This window comes from Paracholeplasma vituli (genome assembly GCF_025446935.1).
GTDB lineage: Bacteria > Bacillota_I > Bacilli_A > Acholeplasmatales > UBA5453 > Paracholeplasma > Paracholeplasma vituli.
The window spans coordinates 91,116-115,293 of record NZ_JAOEGN010000004.1 but is presented as its reverse complement, the minus strand read 5'-3'; the positions used below and the strand labels follow the sequence as shown (position 1 = coordinate 115,293).

Annotated in this window: 7 protein-coding genes; 1 reads left to right on the top strand and 6 read right to left on the bottom strand. The window is 38.1% G+C overall.

The window, feature by feature from the left end:
• Nucleotides 1-66 precede the first annotated feature (66 nt).
• Together N7603_RS03115 and N7603_RS03110 are read right to left on the bottom strand one after the other, a co-directional pair.
• A complete protein-coding gene (locus N7603_RS03115) occupies nt 67-4,803 on the bottom strand; it encodes a CvpA family protein (RefSeq protein ID WP_262095880.1) in 4,737 nt (1,578 codons plus the stop codon).
• Nucleotides 4,804-5,008: 205 nt separating this feature from the next.
• Nucleotides 5,009-6,706, bottom strand: a complete 1,698-nt coding sequence (locus N7603_RS03110) for a glycoside hydrolase family 13 protein (RefSeq protein ID WP_262095879.1) — start codon at nt 6,704-6,706, stop codon at nt 5,009-5,011.
• A gap of 148 nt (nt 6,707-6,854) precedes the next feature.
• Between N7603_RS03110 and N7603_RS03105 the strand changes: the two genes are divergently transcribed.
• Nucleotides 6,855-8,684, top strand: a complete 1,830-nt coding sequence (locus N7603_RS03105; protein ID WP_262095878.1) for a glycoside hydrolase family 13 protein — start codon at nt 6,855-6,857, stop codon at nt 8,682-8,684.
• 106 nt (nt 8,685-8,790) lie between these two features.
• On the opposite strand, the gene N7603_RS03100 is transcribed toward N7603_RS03105, so the two are convergent.
• The 4 genes from N7603_RS03100 to N7603_RS03085 form a co-directional block, all read right to left on the bottom strand.
• On the bottom strand, nt 8,791-10,572 hold the full coding sequence (locus tag N7603_RS03100) for a DUF2357 domain-containing protein (protein ID WP_262095877.1): 1,782 nt from the start codon (nt 10,570-10,572) through the stop codon (nt 8,791-8,793).
• A 6-nt stretch (nt 10,573-10,578) separates the two neighbouring features.
• A complete protein-coding gene (locus N7603_RS03095; protein ID WP_262095876.1) occupies nt 10,579-12,108 on the bottom strand; it encodes a hypothetical protein in 1,530 nt (509 codons plus the stop codon).
• Nucleotides 12,109-12,133: 25 nt separating this feature from the next.
• Nucleotides 12,134-13,516 (bottom strand): EAL domain-containing protein, encoded by a 1,383-nt coding sequence (locus tag N7603_RS03090; RefSeq protein ID WP_262095875.1) that lies wholly within the window; start codon nt 13,514-13,516, stop codon nt 12,134-12,136.
• Between the two features lie 63 nt (nt 13,517-13,579).
• Nucleotides 13,580-24,178 (bottom strand): cadherin-like beta sandwich domain-containing protein, encoded by a 10,599-nt coding sequence (locus tag N7603_RS03085; protein WP_262095874.1) that lies wholly within the window; start codon nt 24,176-24,178, stop codon nt 13,580-13,582.

Below are 24,178 nucleotides of genomic sequence, written 5' to 3'. Positions count from 1 at the left end.
ATGGGCTATTGGACTAGAAAAAATTCCCCCACCCAAGGGATGAGGGAATCTGAAACGATTGAATAATTAGATAGCACCTAACTTGAAGTCTTCTGCAAGTTTAGTTCTCTTAATACGGTTGGCAGGATTATCGCCTTCGTAATCGGTTGCTGCAAGAGACATAACGTAAATTGGATTGTTACGCATTTCAGCTTCAAGTTTGTAGTAAATGATGGTGTAATCTGGATCGAACATAATGTCGATAGTTGCATCATCTAATGTCGATACTGTCGATGAATCTAATGAGGTTAAATCAGCAACTGTCTTGGTTGGTCCCATTGCAGTTAATGCTGCAGCTAAACCTTCCATTTCAACCACTTTGACTTCGCCATTTCTTGGACCAACAGCTTGTTCAATCGCATCGGTATTACCATTGGTTAATCCAGCCCCGATGATTGCGGACGAGATTTGACGGTTAACAATTACTGAACCGGCATCTAGTAAGTTTGTAATCATCGAACCGGTGATGGTTGATGCGGTTAAGTTTGTGATACCATCGATACCGCCAGGGATATAGTTGAGTGCATCCGATAACGCTTCAAGTTCTCCCTTCGTGATATCTTCATGAGTAACATCAACATAGGCATCTGTTGGAATTGATAAACCTGTACCAATAATAACAGTTGAAATTTGTCTATTTACGATGATTGAATCGATTGTGATTAACGCACTGAGCTTAGCACTTGTTAAATCACCAGAATCGATAGACGTTACTTCGGTTACTGAACCTGTCATGCCAAGTTCGTTCATAGCAAGGACAAGTTTTTCAAGTTCTGTTACATAAATATCTTCTGGTGTTTCCTTAGCTGCTGCTGGTACTTCAATTGTAGAAGCTAGGATAGCCTTCGAGATTTGTCGGTTGACGATGAGTGAACCGGTATCTAATAATTGATCCAATGTAGTAGCAGTTATGCTATTAGCAGATAAACTGCTGATGGCATCTACAGATCCACCTAAAACGTTTAGAGCAATGACTAATTTACGAAGTTCTGTTTCATAAATATCCGTTGTTGTTTCTAATGCACCATCTGGAATATCTAAGGATGAACCAATGAGTGTTGTCGAAATTTGACGGTTAACAATGAGCGATTCAGCATCGAGTAAGTCTTCGAGTTTAGCTGCTGTGAAATCTGCTGTTGACATCGAACTGACGGAATCAACTGAACTACCTAGAACGGTTAATGCATCGATGAGGTTACGTAATTCAGTTTCCTTAATATCGGTTGGTGTTTCTAGTGCCGCACTTGGAATGTCTAAGGTTGAACCAATCAATGCTGTTGAGATTTGTCTGTTAACAATGAGCGATCCAGCATCAAGCAATTGGCCAAGTTTAGTAGCGGTAATATCACCAGTTGATAAACTGCTAACTGCATCTACAGACCCGCCTAAAACAGTAAGTGCTGCAACCAATGCACGTAACTCAGTTTCTTTAATGTCATCTTCACCATCTTTTGCTGTCGCTGGAACTGCAATTGATGAACCTAAGATGGCTTTCGAAATTTGACGGTTAACGATAATTGAACCTGCATCGAGGAGTGCTTCTAGTTTCGTAGCGTTGAAGTCTGTTGTATCAAGTGAATTGACTGAGTCTACAGAACCACCTAGAGCATCCAATGCTTCTACTAATGCATAAAGCTCGGTTTCTTTAATTTCAGTTGGGCTAGCTTTAGCTGCTTCAGGAATTTCAATTGTAGTACCTAAAATAGCTGTAGAAATTTGCATTCTGACAATTTCAGAATCGGTTTCTAGCAAGTCAAATAATAAGGTTGATGTAATCGAGTTTGCATCGACTGTACCCGAACCAATGACTTTAACAGCTCTTAATAATTTAATAAGTTCACCATCAACTGTTTCGGTACCTTCCCAATAATTTGGTTTGCTGCTGTTATCCAATGAAACATCGAATCCTGCTGAACTATTTAAAATGAATGTGAACATCTTATCCAACGAATTGACTAAGATACGGGAGGAAACCATGATGTTGTTTACATCTGTAACATCCTGTTCAGTTGCTAAAGCAGTATTGAACGCAGTGTAATCAAATGTCGTCAATGAGATGCCTTTCGCGTCCAAATCTTGAATGGCTTGTAATAACGGTTTGAGGTCACCATCTGGGTAGTTTACATCGGTATTTTGATACCAAACATACTCTACATCACCAGGTAACTTCGGTTCAATATAATCTTTGAGATCGCCAGTTTCAATCATTGGTTTGAGGGTTTCAACAGCTGTATGTTCAATGACTTTGGATGCAAGCAAGACATCTAAATCTGCACTGATGATCGCGTCAAAGCTGAAATCAGCACCGGTTAAAGATCCACCCGGAATCAATACTTTAAGGGCTAACAATAGGCTTTCTAGTTCGCCTTGTATGGTTTCTGTAGAATACCATACCAAGCCTGTAGGAATATAGATTTGACCTTCTAGATCCCCACCTGTATCAATCATCGATTGGAACACATTTCTAAATGTATTCGCTAAGACTTTTGATTTCGCAATCGTCTTCACTTGTTCTACTGTGAATGATAATAAAGCGTCTGGGTCACTGCCTGCACTTTGAAGAATAATGGCTGCTTTCAACAACGAATTGATTTCTGTTTCGGTCCATTCTTCATAGGTTTCAGGTAACGCAATTTCGAAATCGCTTAAACCTTCTTGGCTAGAAAGAACCTTTTCAAACACAGTATTTAAATTATAACGAATGACTAAGGAGTCTGCGATATAACCCGCAAGATTATCCGCCATTTCTTCAGTTAGTAAGGATAAATCACCAGAAATAATGTTGGATGCGAGAATTTCACGTGCCCCTTTAAGTAACGCAGTGAGTTCAATTTGTCCAGATTCTGCAGCCCAATTGATCGAAGGTGGAATTACAAGTGTAACCCCTAAGTTAAGCATCGATAATAATTGAGTAATGACATCATTCATCTTCGAAGTAATTAAGTTAGATGAACTGACGCGATTGACAATACTTTCGATATTTTCATCCGAAAGTGCAGTCGCGTAATCTGGATTTTCATCGTCCATTATCGTTAAGACGCCAGAACTTACGACTACTTTAGCTAATAATATCAAGTTTGTAAGTTCAGTTGCGTTAAAGTTTGATGAAATATCAGCTTGCGTAAGTAAACCTTGGAACTCAGCTGGTAAACTCTCAGAAATTAAATTATAAATGAGTTGAGAAGCAATATTGGTATTACTTGAGATGACCGTAAACCCAAAGATGGCATCAAACAAGTCTGCAATCGCTTGGTCAGGAATGGCTGCCATGACTTCAGGGTCTGTTAAGGTATCAAAATCATCCATCGAATCAAAACCCATATCTTGGATGGCGATATAGACATTTGCGATATTCGCAAAGTCCGCTTTGAGGTCATCAGTATTCGGATAGGTCACATCGTCAGAGGTAATTCCCAAATCGGTATATACTTGTTGAACCGCTTCGGATTGAATGAGATAGTTTAATCCAATTGGCAAACCAAACTCGAGGATATCCAATTCACCTAATGAGGTAAAAATGTCGGTAACTGTTTCCCCATCAAATTGGAAATAGTTTAATTGGTCGAGTGGTACTGCTTGATCCTGTACAAGTGTTAAAGCGTTGACAAAAACATCGCCTAAGATGCCCAAGTCGGCCATATAGTCAATCGCTTTTAAATCTTCTAATGTAAGTAAATCTTCATATCCTGTTAACATTTCAGTGAAATCACCAGAATTGATTAGGTATTCTAAACCAATCGGGATAACCACTTCAAGGATGTCGAGTTCTGTGACTAAATCAAACACTTCCCCCGCAACTTCTGGGGTTAGTTTGTAAATGAAGTCATCTCCAAAATTCGTGGACCCATCATTGGCTTCAACCAATAAATTTACAATGGTGAGTGCCTTTTCAATTTCGGATCTAAGTTTGACTTGTGTGTCTAAGTCTTCTGATTTAACACGAATGCTTAAAATGGAGTCAAACACATAGGTATCAAGTTCAATACCATCAATTTTTACATATCCGGCAATTTGACCCATGTATGTGTTTCGATATTCACCCAAGATCGTACGCGCCATGTCTAAATATTCATTATTAGTCGCAGTAGGTTGTTGAACTTCAACTAAAACCAGTTCATCATTGATGACCATTAGTTGATATGAAGGGGGTTCTTGATCGAGTGAATCGACGAGGTCTAGTCCACTACTTAAGGATACCAACGCTGCAAATGGTAAAGCAATTAATAGGACTGAGAAAGCCCCACGTAAGCCACCAACGCCCGCACCGAGTAATCTCGACACGAATGTTTTTTTACGTTTTTTGCCATCTTTACCACGTTTAGGTTTGATGATTAACCAAATAATCCAACCCACAAATTTGAAAATAGTTAAATTCAAAATGAATAATACGATGAATAAAACTAAACTGATTGCGAGTTGTGCTACACCTAATACAAGTGCCATCGCATCAGAACCTTCGACCAGTACATTGGCTAGGTTAGGTTGAAAGGACACAATATAATTAACCATCGTTTCCTTTACGGTTGTAAATGTAACACCTTCAAGCGTTACATATTGAGCTGCCATGCTGATATCTAAATCCATCATTAATGAAGCTGCGATTGGAATTAGAAAAAAACCAGCAACCAATATACCCACAGTCCAAATGAAAAAGAACGTTGATTTATAAAACCCTTGGATGAACCCCCAAAACATTGCGAGTCCGATAATACCTAAAGCTCCATAATTGAGATACTGTAACATCTCTGCCGCAGTAAAAGCCATAATATCACCCCATATCTTTAAACTTTATTACATTCTATCACCTTTTAAAAGAAAGATTTAGATTAATGACTTTGAAAATCAAACTTTTTTATGATATGGCTAATTATTGACCTCTATCGAGCCTAAAAGTGCAAAAAATCCCTCTAAAAGGGACTTTTGGTTTCAAACTTATTCTCATACTTGTTACGTTTTTAATGATTTAGTCCTATTCGAGTTCCACTACAAAGGATTCATACGGTCTTAAGTGAAGGTGTTTTAAGTCGTAATGTTGTTCATTATAATTCGACAATAAGACCTTTCTAACATGATAATCCAGTTTCACATCGACGCTACAATCGAAGAAATTTGTAATGACTAATACATGCTTATCTTGTTTACGAATATAACCATAAACGGTCGTATCTTTTCTTAAAACTTGTTCATAGGTTCCGTAGACAAAGGTATCCATATAATCAGGGTGTTTTCTAAGTGCTAGTACCTTCTTGTAATAATTCAATAAGGATTGTGGATCTTTTTGTTCGTCTTCAACGTTTATTGATACATAGTTTGGATTGACTTGGAACCAAGGTTTTACAGTGGAAAACCCGCCACATGGGGCATTTTTCCATTGAACCGGGGTTCTCGCATTATCTCTAGAACGATGTGCCGTAAATCCGATAAAACGGTCTTTATCCTGTCCTTCTGAAATCGCGATTTGATAACTGTTCTTGACCGATACATCATTAAAGTCATCAATGGTTTTGAATGGGTAGTTTGTCATCCCAATTTCTTCACCTTGATAAATAAATGGGGTTCCCCACATGAAATAGAGGGCTGTCGCGAGCATGGATCCAGATAAGACACGTTTGTTTACATTACCATATTGGCTCATCACACGGGGTTGGTCGTGGTTTAACCAGTAGAGTGGGTTCCAAGCTTTACCATAAAGATTGGTTTGCCACTTTTCGAACATATCTTTCATATGGGCTAAGTTGGTAATCACAGGATCCTCTGGATTCTTCAAGTCCCAAACGTTGTTGCACCAGTTGTGGTCAAAATTAAACACCATGTTGAGTTCATTTGAATTTAAACCAGCATATTCGATTGCTTCGGTTGGTAGTGCACCACCGCCAACTTCACCAACTGTCATGACATCGTATTTTGATAAGACTTCTTGATTGAATTCTTTTAAATAATCATGTAACCTGGGTAAATTAGAGAACTTACGCCAGTCCGGTTTATATTTTGAAGTCGATTCCATCGTGGAATCTTCAAATTCAGTACTTCTTGCGATGTGTGCGACTGCATCCACACGGAACCCATCAATTCCTAAATCCAACCAAAATTTTGCCATGTCAAACATCCCTTTACGAACGTTTGGGTTAGCCCAGTTGAGATCAGGCATCTTCTTTGAGAATATCTTCATGTAGTATTCGCCAGTAAGTTCGTCTTTTTGCCAACAAGACCCGCCAAAGAACGATGCCCAGTTGGTCGGTTCGACTTCTTTGCCATCCACGATTTTCCCTTTTTGCCAAATATAGTAATCACGGTAAGGGTTATCTTTTGATTTTCTTGATTCTATAAACCATGGGTGCTCATCTGAAGTTTGGTTCATAACAAGGTCCGCAATAATACGAATCCCTCTTAGTTTAGCTTCATGAATCAGTTTTTTCGCATCTTCTAAAGTACCATAATCTTCAGAAATATCATAAAAATCTGAGACGTCATACCCATTATCATCCATTGGGGATTTATAAAATGGGCAAATCCAAAGGAGATTTACACCTAAATCCTTAAGATAATCGAGTTTTTCGATGATGCCAGGGATATCCCCAATACCATCGTCGTTTGAATCTTTAAAGCTTCTTAAATAAATTTGATAGCCAATGGCTTCTTTCCACCATTTTTTCTCGTAAAATGACATGTCATCACTCCTCATTATCATAGGTATCATAACATAATAACCCTTCTTTATTAACCAAAAAGAGGTTGTAATGCGTTACATCTAACTAATCCATGAAAGCGTTTCAAAATCCGGTATAATAGAACTATCTGATAAAGTGAGGTTACTTATGAATAAACACGCCCTTTTACATAAAAGTAAATCTGAGATGGCTTATGCTTATGACTCTGACACATTACATATTTGGTTGAGAACTGCGAAAGACGATTTCAATTCCATTAAATTGGTCTATGGTGATCCATTCCGTTATGAACCAATCGATGAAGCCCAAACTAAATGGGTATGGAAACACGAAAATGCAAACGATTTAATGATGGACAAACGCTTCTCTGATAGCGAATACGACTACTATTTTTCGGCGATTAAACCTGAACATAAACGCATCAAATACGCCTTTATTTTGGATGATGCCTATTTATATGGTGTTAGAGAAATCTATGATTTGACCCATGATATTGACCAAAAGAAACGCTATAACTTATTCAACTATTTCAATTTTCCGTATTTAAATGAAGCCGATATTATCCGTATCCCTAAATGGGTTAAAGATACGATTTGGTATGAGATTTTCCCTGAACGTTTTAAACGTAGCGGAAATGCGAATAACAAGCCAACCCATCCTTGGGGTATTCCGGCTGAAAAAGTCACCAATCATATGTTTTTTGGTGGTAATTTAGAAGGGATTATCGAATCCTTGGATTATTTGGTTGATCTAGGGATTACAGGTATTTATTTCACTCCAATATTTAAAGCTCCGAGTTCGCATAAATACGATACGACAGATTATAAAATGATTGACCCTGCCTTTGGTACGAATGCCGATTTTAAACGTTTGGTCGATGAATCTCATAAACGTGGGATTAAAGTGGTGTTAGACGCTGTATTTAATCACTGTGGTTATGACCACCCTTTCTTCCAAGATGTCATCAAGCATGGCAAAAACTCAAAATACTACAACAGTTTCTTTATCAAATCAGAGCCGATGCTCAACTTTGATCTAACCTCTGATGGAAAACCCGTTTACCACCGAGGTTTAATATCAAATTACCACACATTCGCATTTACACCCTATATGCCTAAATGGAATACCGAAGACCCATTAGCACGCGCTCATTTACTCGATGTCGCGCGCTACTGGATTGAAGAATATGATATTGATGGTTGGCGATTAGATGTTTCGAATGAGGTTTCTCATGATTTTTGGAGAGCGTTCAAACAAACAGTCAAACAAGCAAAACCCGATGCATTCATCTTTGGCGAAAACTGGGACTACTCCTTCCCTTGGTTAGGTGGGGATCAAATCGATACGGTCATGAACTATGAACTTATTTATTTGATTTGGCAATTCTTTGGATTTGATGTGAATATCCCTAGAATTACTGCTGGAGAACTTGTAAGAATGACCAATAAGTTATTGGTTTCCTACCCACAACAAATCACAGAAAACATGTTTAATTTAGTCGATTCACACGATACGGCTCGAATTTTACATCGCTGTAAAGAAAACACCCGACTTGCATTCTTGACTTATCTTTTCATGTTCTCATTCCCTGGTACACCTACGATTTATTATGGAGGTGAAATCGGGATGACTGGCGACCACGACCCTGACAACCGTCGCTGTATGATATGGGATGAAAATCACCAAAACCATAAATTTAAAGCCCAAATTAAGCAATTGATTCGTTGGCGTAAGTCAATGGATGCATTTGGTTCTAGTGACTTTAGATGGATTCACCACGACGATTCAAAAAATGTAATTGTCTATGAGAAACGTGGATCAAAGAATCTTATGTTTATGATCAATAACGCCCCAGAAACCAATACGATACATCTACCGCAAGCGGTTTACGGTTATGATATCGAAAGTCAAAAACGAGTCCAAAACAACATTTTTACATTGATTCCTTATAGTTATCTGATTATTCAACTAGACTAACTGAAAACGCGTACCGAGCTGGTATGCGTTTTTTTTGCGCAATTCTAAGTTAAAAAGATGGTTGTTCAAAGTTCTGAACTACCATCTTTTTGTAATAGTATAAGGTTTATTTTTTGTTTTTACTTTGACTTTCAACGAGAGCTTGTTTATGTGTGAGCACTTTTTCTTCTAAACTCTTCTTATGGCGGAGTTTGGAATCTTCGAGTTTGACCGTTAGATTGCGTTTCGCGTTATGTAGACGCAATTTTTCTTTTTGTTTTAAAGCACGCTCATTAAACAAAAGCTGATCATCCGCTCTTTTCTTATTGGTAGAAAGCTGTTTTCGTATCGCGTCCAGTTCACTCTTATAACGTAAATCCAGCGCTTTAAGTGCATCTTTTTTACTGTCTTGATACATTTTTTCAAGCGTTTTTAGTTTTTCTTTTAAAGTTACTTTTGCTTCCACTTTGGCTTGATCAATGAGTTTTTGAGTGGCTTCTTTGTAGGCTTCAAGTGCTTTTACTTCTAAAGTGATTGCCTGTTCATAAATCATACCGATTTGACTGGCTTTATGAGCTAAATCAATCAGTTGATCGTTTAACGCCTCTAAATTCAGTTCGATAGCACTTGAGTCTTCCATGTCCTTCAATGCGTCGAGGCTTCTTTGGTTTAAGTTATCAAGATCTGCTTTGAACGTTTCGTCTAAAACTGCAGTCTCAATCGATGATGCCATCGCACCCAAATCCATTTCGATTGGTGCATCGTCAATCGGAAAGTTAGGATTAATCGTCTCATAAAGCGTAGTTTCTTCTACGACATTCTCATTTAAGATAACATCATGTTCGCTGCGTTCTAATTCTGTGAGCTGTTCGAGATACCGAATAATTTCAGATTCTGTATCGGCTGTAAATTCGGAATCGCTATGCAAATAGCTGGATAAATTCTTTGGAGTTACATCGTCTAGATTCACTGGATTCTCTAAGTATTCCGTAGGTTCATTCGCCAAATGCATCGTAAATAATAACAATAATTGTTGTTCAATCTCCATACGGTATCTTGATTTGAATGTGGTTTCTGTTGGATTCGTCGTTGAATCTAATTCAAAGTGGTTGTTCTTGTCTAAGAATAGCCAAAGTAAATACCCATTTCGATAATCAGGGTTTTTTAGGATAATTTGGGTTTTCATGATGGGTGGCGTTACCAAGCGATAACGCTTCATGATTTGAACAAACTGTGTATTCAATAAAGCACTGACATGTTTGTCGAGTTCCTCTGCGCGTTCAATGATACCTAAGTTATACTTTAATGTTTCTTCATCGAACGTATCACATTCTTCTACAATTTGAAGCTTAACGGTATATTTCGTCTCCCCAAATAGAAATTTTGAGGTCGCATTGAATTCACCTTGTGAAACCGAATCCAAATGATTCCTCATCGCTTGAATGCGGTGTTCAACGAAACGCTTTAAGCGTTGGATTAAGGAAGCAATCAATCTATTTTCATAAATCCCATATTCAATTTCAGATAAATTCGAGAGTAGTTTTTGAGGCAACACTTCATCCTGATCATTGATTTCTTGAATGTATTGCGTATTCGCTAGTAAATGTTTAATCGAATCGACATCGACCCGTTTGGTTTTTTCAATCGGGATGATATCGGCATCATATCTTAAGGTGGATTTAAGATTCTTTGTAATTCGGATTAAACTCGGAATGTAGTTTTCAATAACTTTAATCCATAAGTCATCAAACTTGACGGTTTTGGTTAAGCGTTTTAATGAAAATTCAGTTTCACCGTCAGCCATCGAGGCCAATACATGGTGCGGAAACTCGGTATCATCGACCGCCTCGTCAATGTGAGACCTTGTAATTTCATTAAATAACTCAATATCGTATTTTCTTTTCATCATGATCCATTAGTACTGACGCATGTAGGTCTGAATCATCGCGACGCTTTCAGGGAATGTTTCTTTACCAAAGAGCGTGTAAATATAGTCGATGAGTTCAACGAGTTCATTCTTTAAGAATGGCAAGTTGAGGGATTCAAACTTACGGATGATTTTACGGCTTACAATATAATCTAAACCATCGATTTCATTCATCCCGCAGGCGACATAAACTGGGATAAATGCATGAATCTGTTTGATGATACGGTTACCAAAAGCAATATTGAACTTACTAACGATGTAGTCATCCAATTGTTTCAACTTAGAAACTGTATCGTTCGAAATTGGTTTTTGAATAAACGCCTCTTGAATGAGTTTATGGAAATCTTCAAACGTACAGTGTACACCTTCTGTCAATGGTGCGTTCACAACAACGGCTTTATGGTTCATTTCAATGGATGCGACACGGTCATAAACCTTATCGGTTATGGTATAGGTCGAGTCATCCTTGTTCGCGGTTCCGATAAACCAGACATTTTGAGGAATGATGAGTTTACCCTCAATTAGATTTTTTGGGTCGTCTGGGTACTGAACTGGAACAATGTTGATGCGCCATTCATTTGGATTTGGCATTTCGAGTAAGGATAAGAAATCAGCGAAATAATATTCTACTCTCGCTAAGTTCATTTCATCTAGTACGATGAAATTTAAATCATTTCGATACGTCGCTTCATACACAGCAGCTAAAAAGTCGGTTTCATTGAACTTCTTCGTAAATTCGTTAAAATAGCCCATCATTTCAGAACGGTCACGCCAAGAGGGTTGGACTGAAATGATTTTGGATTCCTGTTTAAAGAATTTCCCCATTGCGTACGGTAATGAGGTTTTACCAGTCCCAGAAATACCTTCAAGAATCATGGTTTTTGAAGAGGCCATCCCTGCGAAAAAGATCGAGATGGTTTTCTTGGTATAGTAGAGTTTTAAGTTGGATGCTGAGAAGTTGATGAAGCGTTCCACGAGAGCGCTTAAAGATAAAACATTTTCTAACTCGAGATTACTCTTGACTTGAAGTGGTTTATATTGATACGATTGATCAATCTTTGTCAGTCTTGGAAAACGATTCGATACATCTAAAACCCGTTTAGAAGATCCATTCATCGGTTGTGATGTCTCTTTCGTTGTGGCTTCATTTGAGAGCGCTACTATCGCGTTTTTCTCATCTAAAATAGCTGAGATATTTTGTTCTAAAACGCTCATTTCAAAGAGGAGTTCTTCTTTAGACTTGTCAATTTTTGTGAATCGAACGTATTTACGAATGAGTTGATAAAAGAGAATAAATACACCTACATACAACAACGTCATGACAATCAATGAGAAAATGGCTAATCCCCAATCAATCGGTGTAAATTGCATAGTAGCTGTGCGAAAATCTTGATAAAGTTTAACTAAAACATCCCAGAATGTGTATTTGAAAAGACGAAAAATCTCAGTGAAAAAGGAACCGAGTCGTCTCGTCCATTCTAAGACAAAATCGATGAACCATTGTGCATATCTTTCCATAATAACCCTTTCTTTCCTTTACCGCTTAAGACAAACGATTTAAGCTGATGATGTTTAATAAATCATCCGCATCGATTTTCTTTCCATAGAAAGAGCCTTGAACGTATGTAATATTGTAGTATTTCAATATTTCTAAGTGTTGTTTAGTTGTCACATTCGTGACGACACTCTTAAATTCTTGGAGGAATTGCTTGATCCAACCCTGCGATTCTAAACGTTCGATCAATGAAATATCGTATTTTAAAATGGTCGGTTTAATCAATTGATAATGCTGTTTAAAGACGAGTTCATTGGCGTCAACTTGAATAATTAAGCCCATACCCATTTTTTTAAGTAAGTGTAGGTTTTGATCAAACTCATTTTGATATAAGCTCGGTCTTGGATTGGTTAAATCCAAAATCAATTTCGAGGGATGAATTTGATATTTTAAACAGAGGGTTTCCATAAAATGAGCAAATCCATTGCTCTCAAGCTGTTGGAGACCGATTGGGATTACAGTGTAGTAGGATTCATTGTGCATGGCACTGTAGACATTTAGACTCTGCTCAATGGCTTTTTCAATAAGCCATTTACCAAACCAAACCATATCTTTAGAACTTTCTAGCAGTAATATGAGTTCGGTAATGCTTAAACCTTTACGTGATGTATCGTTATAATGAATGGATACAGAGGACCCATAAATTTTTTCATCGATGAATCCATAAAAGGGTTCAAACGTGAATTCAAAGCGCTTGTTTTTAATCGCATCCTTCATTTCCTTATAGCGTACGGTATTCATCGAACGTAAATCAATCGATGGGTCAAACTTTGTTAGGGTGTTTCCACCTTGCCGTTTACAATAATAAAGCATGTCTTCTAATTGGCTAAAGAGTTGACTGAACTTTTCATTTTCATTCGTTTTTAAGGTGTAAACTAACGTCGACGCTCTGACAACTTTGAGTTGATTATCCAAATAAGCCCGTTTAGAGGAAGCTTTGTGAATGCGTTCTAAGGCTGCGATGTTCGGTACATCCTCCAAGACAGGAATATAGATTAGAAATGTTTCTCGTTCTTTGGTTTGACACAATTTACCACCTTTCGGTAAATTCATTCGGATGTGTTTCCCGACACTTTGAAGATAGGCTTGAATGTGTTTTTCTGTCAAATGCTCATAGAGTTGATCGAAATCATCTAAACTGAGCAATCCTAGCAAATGACATTTGTCAGGGTGCATTTTAAGTCGATGTTCTGTGTATTCGATGAATTCATCTAATTTGACCACATCATTCAAAACATCGAATTTTTGAATGGCATGTTCTTTCTTGAGCTTTCGAATCCCTAAATATAGAACTATAACAAATGTTGTGGGCACGATTACGAATAATAATGAGAGAAACAGTGTGTTTGTTGCGTTACTGAATAGTTGCATAGGGTCCTGCTTTCTATAGTAATTTCTATAAACCGGGTGGGTCCCACCCGGTATGCATAGAAACTAGATGATATTTCTTTGATAGATGGATTTCTTCTTCGATTTTGATTGCTTAACCAAGAAGAATACGACCGTTACCATCCACATCATTACAGTAAGGACGAGTAAAATCGTTAATAAGTAATCGGTTTGTGCTTCTTTCGCAACCGATAGATAATAGTAATTGATATTACCATTTTCGGCAGTTACGCGAATGATCAACGTATTTTCACCAGATGGTACATTGGATATGGAGGTGGATAGTTGATGCGAGGCATTGCCATTGGTGTACCCAAGGAGTTCTACTTTCGCATTCGGGTCAAATGTTTCAGCACTCATGTTTAAACTATCTGTTTTCGGATTTAACTTAATTTGATAATGGTACGTATTTTGATCAAATGCGATACCATAACCACCAATCGATAGTGACTTCAATTGTGCGTTTGCTGATGGTATTGCATTCTTAACTAGTCGTACACGATACATCAAGGATTCACTACCATCCGCTGATTTCACGAAAATGCGAATTTCGGTTTCATCGGTTACGATTTGATAGTTACCAAAGCCCATGACTTGAGCCCCTGCTTGGTCTTGCGCATACCCAGTAACACGTGCGGATGCGAAGGATTTATCCACTTGGAGTAAATAATCGGTTACACCTGGTGTAAAGGTTAAGCTTTCCAAAATAACCGCATTCGTATCATCGTAAATAGTCGATGTGGACAGTTTTACGAGTAGTGAGGAAAGTAAGGCATTACTTTGAACATAATTCACAACGATGGTATAGGTTTGAATAGTACCATTTTGGGCGATGACATGGACATGGAATATATTTTTCCCCTCTGTTAGAATCTTCGTACCCAAATCACCTGATAAGGATGCAGCTGGGTCATTCGCGATAGCACCAAAGCTTAATGTTGATTTTGATGCGGTTGGGATGGTAAGTTCATAAGCATATTGGGTCGGACTAAAACCTTGAATGGTCTTTAAGTCAACCGATAAATCACTGAGTAAATTATCGGCGTTTGCTGTTTGTTTTCGCACTGTAATCGTGTAATGATTGCTTTCAGTACTGCCATCTTGAGAGACTAAATAGAATTCAAAGATAAGTTCAGTTTGACTACCAAATACTTTTGTACCTGTACCATAAATGGTAGCTGAAAGTGTTTGGATATTAAGTGTTATTGAGGTGACATTGTGGGGTACTTCAATCGTGTAATTTTGAATTAAGTAATCAAAATCAACAAGTGCACCACTTGTTCCTAAGTATTGAATACCTAAGTTAGAAACCAGTTCAAGTTTGCTTATCGTGACATCTTTATTCAATTCAACAGAACGGTAGATACTAATTGTATAAGTCCCTACAGAACCATCTTCAGCCATGACCAATACTTGGATGACTGTGTGGTATTCGCCATTAACAAGTGCGTTTAATATCCGATTACCATCGCCACTAATAATGGCGTTTTTGTGATTTGCGATTGCTTCAATATAAATCATATTGAGTGAGGTACCACTCGGAATTTGGATTACGTATTCTCGAGTCGTTGGGTTAAATCCTGGTGAGAATGCAATCGTATCTCCTGTTTTAGCCGTTTTAACGACTAAGTTGGATAATGTCGTATCGCTACTAGCCTGACTACGGTCTACGGTGATTTGATACTGTGTTCCGATGTTGCCATTTTCTGCAACCGCGTATACAACGAACACATTAGACCCCGTTGATAATGACTTCAGCCCTGTCCCTTGAAGTTTTGCATAAGGATGTGTAGATGCCAGAATTTCAATGGTTTGTTGGTTATAAGGTACTGTAAGTTGATAATTGGTTGTATTGGCATTAAAGGCAGGTGTGATGCTAAAGTTCTTAACACTTAAGTCTAACAAAGCGTTAAGTGAAGATAATGCATCTACAACAACCGTATAGGTTTTAACGATGCCTTCCTCAGATTCAACGTAAATATAATATGTGTTCTTACCATGTAACAAATCAAATGTTCCGATATTACCGGAAACCTTGGCTTTAGTGCTCGAGGCAGATGCAGCGAAGGCGATCGTTGTGTTGGTTTCATGATTCAGTTGTAGTTGATAAGAAAGCGTGTCTGCTCTAAAGCCTTCTAATGGCTTATTATTGATGAGTAAACTCAATAGATCGTTATTACTATCCGGTGCCATTTTTTCAATGGTTACAGTATAGGTTTCAGAGATTTTTCCACTCTTTGAGGTGACAAAGAAACTAAGAATCGTAGGTTTTGTGTAATCAGCATCCAATGCATAAATACCTGTGCCACTGACTACACCACCATTGGCGTTATTTGCGACAAAATTGATGGTCTTTAATCCAAATGGCACCGTAATCGTGTAGTTTAGTGTGGTATTCGAGAAGGTATTTAAGCTTTCGGTATTGGTACCTAAGTAGGTTATGGTATCATTCCCAATCACGAATAAATTCGTAATGGTGACATCATCTTCTGGTAACACATTACGCGTGACTACTAATTCATAGGTTAAGGTTGTCCCATCTTCAGCTTTGACTGAAACTGTAAAACGTTCAGTGGACACGCCAGTTTGTGTTTTTAAAGTATATATGCCTGTGCCAGTTACCACTGATTTTAGACTATCTGCTTCCGCCAAAATCTCAATTTCACCGACACTTGGTAAGGCTGTTAAATCGAGCGCATAATAAAGACCAGTCTTATTGAATACAGGTGCGTAATCCAATATGGTATTGGTTAATACATCTTTAACTATTAGGGATTTCAAATACGCATTGTTATCCGCATGTTCACGGGTAATTTCAACAACATAGTATGTACCTTCTAAACCACTTTCTGCAGTTACGTAAAGGGTGAAGGCATTTAAACCCACATTCAAGTTAAATGTGCCGTTACCTGTGACAGTTGCTTCTAGACTTTCTGCAATCCCATTCATTTTAATCGATGTTTTTTCATAAGGTACTACCAGTGTCAGTTTATCATTGATAAATTCACCGATACGATTGACTGAATCGATTTGAATTTCTTTCATTAAGGCATTGTCATCTTGAACATTCATGGTAATAATGTAGTTTTTAGTTTGACCATTTTCTGCCATAACGCTGATGACAAATGGGCCTTGTTTAATACCGAATGTACCAAATCCAGCGACTACAGCGCCTTCAGGAATATCTCCACCAATGGTAATTGAGGAAAGGCTACTGGTGGTTAAGGTATGAATCAGTTTATTGACATCTAAATCGGTTTTGACGCCCTCTATGATGACATATAAGCTCTCTAAAGTATTTTCGATACGTGGTAAACTGCGTTCGACTTCAACTTGATATCTTAAACCCAAGTTGCCATTTTCAGCACGTACTTGGAATTCGATCGTTTGGATTTGTCCAGGGGTGAAATAGATCATCCTCAAGTTGTTTTGATCAACAAGAGTCGCACCAATAGGTAAACCAACGATTAATTGAACAGCGTTTGTACCATACGGCAATGTGATCTTGTTTTGAAGCGCTTTGAGTGGATCAAAATCAGATAGATAGTTAAAGCCGTTGCCGATTAAACTCACGGATTGAATTTCGGTATCCGATTGGAGTGGCTTCGCTTCTTTATCAACATAAATCGTATACGAGTTGATGTCGCCATTTTCGGCTGTTATTGAAACCACAAATTCCATTTGAATGACACCTTTAACGATTTGTAAAGTCTTCACACCCACACCTGTAACAGAATACAGTGGATTACTTGGTGAAGCTTCAATGACAATCGCTGTTAAATTGGATTCCGGGCTTAAAACGACGTGATAGGATTTGGTCAAGGGGGTGAATAGACCTTCTACAAATGGTAAAGTTTCATTGCCATCGGTGACTTTAATTTGTGTAAACGCATGGTTGGAATCCGGGTTCGCACGGTTGATGATAAGGGTATATTCTAATCCCTTTAGACCCATTTGTGAGGTTGCGTATACTTTAAATGTGTTCACACCAACGACGAGTGTCTTTTGTCCATTACCCGTAATGACTGCTTTTACGCTTTCAGGGATCGCGACAATATCTAAGGTTGTCTTCGAAAAAGGTACATTGACAATAAGCATTTCATTGGTGAAGTCTGCGAGTTTGTCAATCCCGTCCACTCGAATTTCGGATACTGTGTTGTTTTCATCTAAAACATCTATCTGTACAATATAGTTCTTCTTTTCACCATTTTCGGCAGTTACTGTAATAACAAATGGGCTATCATTGACACTATATTCACCAAACCCAATGACACTTGCAGTGGCCGGAATTTGTCCATCTAGTTTGATTAGGTTCGCATTTGAACCAACTGTTACACGTTGAGTCAGTTTGGATGGGTCTAAGGTCATAAGTACACCATCAATTTCGATGGTTAGTGCTTCTAAAGTATTATTTGATGATCCCACTTCTCGTGTTACATCCATTTCATAACGTAAGCCAAGATCACCATTTTCAGCACGTACTTGGAATGTAATCGTAATGGTTTGACCAGGTGTAATGTTGTAGTTCTTAAAGTTGTTGTTGTCGACTAAAGTTGCTTTATCTGCGATGGTTAATGCTAATTGGACCACATCCACGTTAAATGGAACTGTGATCGCTGTTTGTTTAGCTACATTCGTGTTAAACGTTAATAAATAGTTCACTGACTTCCCAAGGATTTGTGCATCCTTAATTTGATAGTCACTACTTAAAATCGGATTGGCTTCACGAATGATGTTTATGGTGTATGTATTCACTTGACCATCTTCAGATTGAACACTGACTGTTAGCGTTTGATTGACAACACCACTGATTACTTGTAGTACTTTTTCACCTACACCTGTTGGGATGTAGTTTGGATTGTTTGGGGTTGCGACAACAGTCACTTTGGTTAATGTATTCGATTTAGGTAGTGTAATGGTATACTGCTTCGTTGTTGAAACGAATGCACCTTCATCAAATGGAAGTGTGTTCAAACCATCTGTAACATAAAGATCATCGATTTTATTATTACTATCCATTGGGTTTCGCGTAATTGTTATGGTAAAAACAGTACCTTTTACACCGGATTCGGATGTAGCGTAAACTTTTAACGTGTTGAATCCGACAGATAAGTTAAAGGTCCCATTACCTGTAATGACTGCATAAGTACCACTCAAGGCTGAGATTTGAATTTGATTTATCGCGTAAGCGACTGAACCTAAATCCAACGATTGGTTATTAAAATCGGATAAACGATCGATCCCATCGATATGGATTTCTTCTATTGTATTATCAGTGTCTTTAACCGAAACGATGATTGTATAAGTACGAATGCTGCCTGATTCGGATTCTACAAAGACTTTTAATACATTATCGATACCTGGTATTAAAGTTTGAATACCAGTATTACCTGTAACACGTTGACCCAAGTGATTGACTTCAAATTGAAGATCAATCTCTGGATTAGACCGGTCAATGGATAACGTATACGAATTGGTTAATGGATTAAACCCTGTCAGAATCGATTGACCGTTATGAATTAGGTTTAAGGATTTAAGTGTATCATCTGTACTGGCTGTTAAACGAACAAAGCGAATTTCGTATTCGACAGTTGAACCTGTTACGCCATCTTGAGCAATCACTTTAAATTTAAAGCTATTGATCCCATTGACTAGAGTTCTAATACCCTGTTGTCCACTGACTGTGGCTTTATCACTAGTAGGTTTGACTGTAATTTCGATGTTTTTCTTTGAGAATAATACAGGGTCTAGTTCGAGAATATTACCCGTAAAACTGCTATAAGGGATGGATACACCATCGATTTCGACAGAGTCTAACGAAGCATCAGTTGAAACCGTCGTATTTTTCAACACATTGATTGTGTACTGTGTGGTGGATTGGTCTTCTGCTGTGACAGTAATCACATATTGAACACTGAATCCTGAAGTAGTAGGTAAGGTTTTAATGCCCACATCTCCAGAAATTTTCTTCATGTTTCCAGGTACGGCATTTACTGTTGCGAGAATTTGAATTTGAGTTCTCGTGTCTGAGGTTGGCAAAGTGATGGTGTAAGTGGTTAAATAAGGATCAAACACAACCCCATCAAATGCAAGTCCTTGAACCGATAAACCATCCAGTTTTGAGTCTGTATTTGGATTAGTGCGGTTGACTTTAATGTTTAATACAGTGGATTTAGTGCCAACTTCTGAAACCGCATAAATGCTATAAGTATTGGTACCAAAGTTAAGATTTTTAGACCCAATACCATATAAAGATGCGAAACTATCTTCTAAAACAGCGTCAATTAAGATCGTCGTTTTATCAAAAGGAAATGCACTATTTAAGGTATAGGTATTGGTTAAAGAATCGTAGGTCGAAATATCGACTAATGGAACACCGTCGATGGTCACGTCATGGAAATCATTATTGTCATTTCCACGTGTGATTTCAATACGATAGTATTTGACTGTAATGCCATCTTCTGCGGTAACAACAATGGTAAAGCTATTGACACCTAGATTCAGGGTACCCCCATTGTTTGGAGATATCGAAACTAAAGCATTCACATTGGATTTTGCGTAGGTGATGTCGACAAATGAAATTGGATTATCGACTCTTACTTTATAGATGTTATTCGCAATGGGTGTAGCCTCATTAATCAATATCGTTGAACCGGTCTTGACCAATAAATCAACCAATCCTGCGTCTGTGCTTGGTGCTTGTTGGATGATTTCGAATACATAGATATCACCACTGTTCCCGTATTCACTGAACGCTTGAATTTCAAATACGTTTTTACCTTGTTCAAGGGTTAATTTATATGGAAATGTCATTTCATAGCCATTGATTTTAATGGAGGCTGTGGATGGCTTGGTTATGTTAAAGGTAATGTCTTTGATGATAAATGGGACTGTCCCTAAATCATAGGTTAAAGTCGTCGCATTAAATGTAAATGCATTTCCACGATTCGCAGTAATCCCTGTGATTTGGTGGGTATCATCTGCACGAATGATCGTTACTGTATAATCGGTAAAGTCCGTTTTGGCCTCATTGTAAACACGGATACGATAAAGTGTTTGATTTGAAGGTGTTAAATTTAGAGGCGTAGACAAATCCGGTGAAATTTCATAGGTGGATTTATTACTCTTAAGTGTCGGTGTAATGCTGACATTAGTAACACTACGGTCCACACGAAGGGTGTAACCGAAAATAGACTCATTGAATCCAAGTAACATATTCGCACCTGACCCAACTTTCACTTCTAGGTTAGAAAGTGTTTTAGTTACATCAGCGGGTGTACGATTGATTCGGATGATATAAGGTTTCGGATTTAAAGTTCCATCTTGAGCACGAACGTTTATGACAAGCTCGTTGATGTTATCTGATAAGGTCCAAACCCCTTGAGCGTAATTTGATGATACGGTATAGGACGCATTTGGGTCATTTAGAATAATGTTCACTAAATAAGATTTATCGCTATATGGAGCGGTTGAAAGCTGTAAAACTTGGTTTATATCAAAACTGCTGACTAAGTAGGTTTGACCTGCAATGGTAATTTGGCTTAACGCATAATCGTTATTCGCACGTTTAACATTGACTGTATAAGTCTTTCTGACACCCGCTTCGGATTCAACTACGATTTGGATGGGTGTGATTTGACCAGAGGTTAGTGGATGATAACCATTACCACTGATGATCGATGCACCATTATCAGGGTTGACACTAGCTGACACGGTTACACCTGAGATAATATCATCAACGCGAAGATCGTAATTAGTTTGTGAAGCGATAAAGTTCGGTGTGAGTCCATGATTCGAAGCCCCGCTCGATGAAATCGTGAGTGAGGTTAAGTTATTGTCCGTTCGCGCTGCATTGCGAGTGATTTCAACGGTATATTCAACACCCTTAGTACCCGCTTCAGAGGTAGCGAAAATGACAATTTTGTTATAGCCTGTATTGATTAAGCGATTCCCTGAATTGTCCGCTCCTGTAGTAACCACAGAGTATGATAAATTCGGAGTTGTCACTTGAATATTCACAATGGAAATAGCAAAATGAACAGATAAGGTATAAGTTGTTGTTTCAGGAGCAAATGATAAAGCCAACGGTTGTCCGTTCGCATCACGAATAATGATATTACTGATGGTATTGTCTGTGTTAGCAGCAATCACATCGACTTTATACTCGTAATACATACCAGATTCTGCAGTTACTCGAACTGTAATGGTTTGTTTGACCCCTCTAACTAAGTTGATATTTGGATTATCAGATCCATTATAAGTAATGGTTGCGAGAGTGGATTTCGCTACAGCATCTACTGTAATACTTGTGGTTGTCCCTGGTAGCACGATAGTTCCATATCCACCACTGATTGGCGGTTGTCCTGGGATGAACCCATCCACGGTTTGCCCGTTGATTGCGAACTCATCAAGACTACGTTCTGTAGAAGCCGCTGCTCTAGTGATTGTAAATGTATATTCCGCGATAGAACCATCTTCAGCGGTTACACGCACAACCAATTGTGCCATTTCAGCAGTAAATAAGGTATAGTTGTGCACGGCGTTAATGGTGTTTTGACCACCATTGTTGATAGTAATCCCACTGATTCTGGTGATGAGCGCTTTTTCGGAAGCGGTCAATACCAATTGGATTTGTTTGATTGAGAATGGAAGCGATGCTGAATAGGTTTGAGTTATTGAATTAAAGGTTAAACCACCCAAATCCGCATAATTATCACCAACGTCATAAAGTTTTAAATCGATGATGTCTTTTTCACTCGATTTTTTGATGATGTTAAAGGTGTATTCAGTATAACTAACCCCGTTAGCAGCAATCACTTTAATAGTGTAGGTATGTGTGCCCGCTAATATACCATCAATCGACACTAATGGATCGATTAAAGTACCATCTTTATATACTTCAAAGGTGGTTCCTGTTTCTTTACCGATGACATCTAGTAACAGTTCTTTAGATAGTGCATCCTTAAGCGTATAGGTATACACAGATCCTACTTTGGCAATTTCATAGGTTGTTTGGCCTTCTTTTACAGTTAAAGTTTTGATTTCAGTGTTACTAGATAGGGGCCTTTCGACCAACAACTGATATATTTGAATGGTGTCATCTTGGGCAGTCACACGAATGGAAAATGTGATTTGTTGGCCCTTAGAAACGGTAAATGAAGTCGAGTTTACAGCTTGTCCAATGGTGTTATAGGAGGTCCCACCATTGGTACTATACTCGATTTTTTTTACAGTAGTTTCTTCGGGTTTGATGTTGAGTTGAAAGGATGTCTGGGTTTCCAATAATGTCTTAGAGAAACTCGTTTCACCGTCTAAATAGACGTTTTCACCGTTGACATTCAACCATGTTAAATCGGTATTAGAAGACGGTACTTGACGTCTTACTGTTACGGTATAGATCTTCGTAACGAGTGATTCTGAGGTCACTGAAAAAGTAACTATTGTATCCCCAACAGCGATGTTTGAAAGACTCAAACTGCTACGAACTATGTTATTTATTTTGAGACTGGCTTTTGAGTCTGAGAGTGTAGCTGATAGCGTAGTTGAAGTTATTGCATAAGGTAAATCTAGTACATAACTGGTTGTACCTTGTGCAAATACTGGCGATAATGACCCACTGCTTGTAGTAAGTGATGCTAGATTATTATTTGTAGAAGGTGGTAACACAGCTACTTGAATAATGTAATCTTTAGTTAAGTCATCATCTGTTACACTGACAGTAATAATGTCGTTGTGCTCAAAAGGACCAACTACTGTACTTCCGACCATCGAAACACCATTTTTCTTAATATCTACAACTGCAGTTGAGCTCGCTTTTGTAGTTAGAAGGGTTAAATCATCCAAACTATCTTGATAACTTAATGTCGGATTATATGTAATCGTTGATGTAGAAAAACCGGAGATATACTCGGTGTTTCCAATACCTTTTAAACTGATACCAGTTAGATCAGCTGATTTCTCAGTGATTGGTTCCCCTGTTACGAAACCACTAAAACTCATCGTGGTTTTAGGGTATTCGTACTTACTAATGATATCGTAAGCTGTATGGTTGGAATCAGCCTCATCCATGACAAAACTAAAATCAATGACATCCGAAGTTGTTAGTGAGTTTAAATTTGTATTGGTAATTCTAAAAGTCACTTTCAAAATCTTGGTTCCTGAGGTTGAAATTGTCTCTGATAAACCATATCCAGGTACATCAGGGAATGTCGGGCTCACCGGGGAGTAAATAGCCCCAACGAAACCCACTTTATGTCCACTTGCATTATCTGATTGGGCAGTAAAGAACGGATCTTTCCATAAGTTGACATCATGGTTTTCTTCGAAATCTGCATCATAATATTGATCTTTAGCAGATTCAATTTTGTTATAAAGGAACTTATTGTTTGTCCATACGACATTTCCTGCGAAAGCACTCATCTTTCGAGGTTCACCTATAGCAGTTGCGACAATATCAAATGATATATAAGTATTAACTACAGCAGACTTGAGTTCTGCTAAGGTTAGTCGTGATTTTCCAGTTGTAGATTCTACCATCGAAAAAGATATAGTGGATGGATTTGATGCTTGTACTTCTTGGGAGGGCTTTATCAAAAGTAAAGCCCCTAAAAGTATCATTATTCCAAGAATAAATGTTTTTTTCAT

What these genes read in the sequence shown, in the direction of transcription:
- N7603_RS03085 (WP_262095874.1), bottom strand. Translation starts at nt 24,178, where the DNA reads ATGAAAAAAACATTTATTCTTGGAATAATGATACTTTTAGGGGCTTTA.
- N7603_RS03115 (WP_262095880.1), bottom strand. Translation starts at nt 4,803, where the DNA reads ATGGCTTTTACTGCGGCAGAGATGTTACAGTATCTCAATTATGGAGCT.
- N7603_RS03090 (WP_262095875.1), bottom strand. Translation starts at nt 13,516, where the DNA reads ATGCAACTATTCAGTAACGCAACAAACACACTGTTTCTCTCATTATTA.
- N7603_RS03095 (WP_262095876.1), bottom strand. Translation starts at nt 12,108, where the DNA reads ATGGAAAGATATGCACAATGGTTCATCGATTTTGTCTTAGAATGGACG.
- N7603_RS03110 (WP_262095879.1), bottom strand. Translation starts at nt 6,706, where the DNA reads ATGTCATTTTACGAGAAAAAATGGTGGAAAGAAGCCATTGGCTATCAA.
- N7603_RS03100 (WP_262095877.1), bottom strand. Translation starts at nt 10,572, where the DNA reads ATGATGAAAAGAAAATACGATATTGAGTTATTTAATGAAATTACAAGG.
- N7603_RS03105 (WP_262095878.1), top strand. Translation starts at nt 6,855, where the DNA reads ATGAATAAACACGCCCTTTTACATAAAAGTAAATCTGAGATGGCTTAT.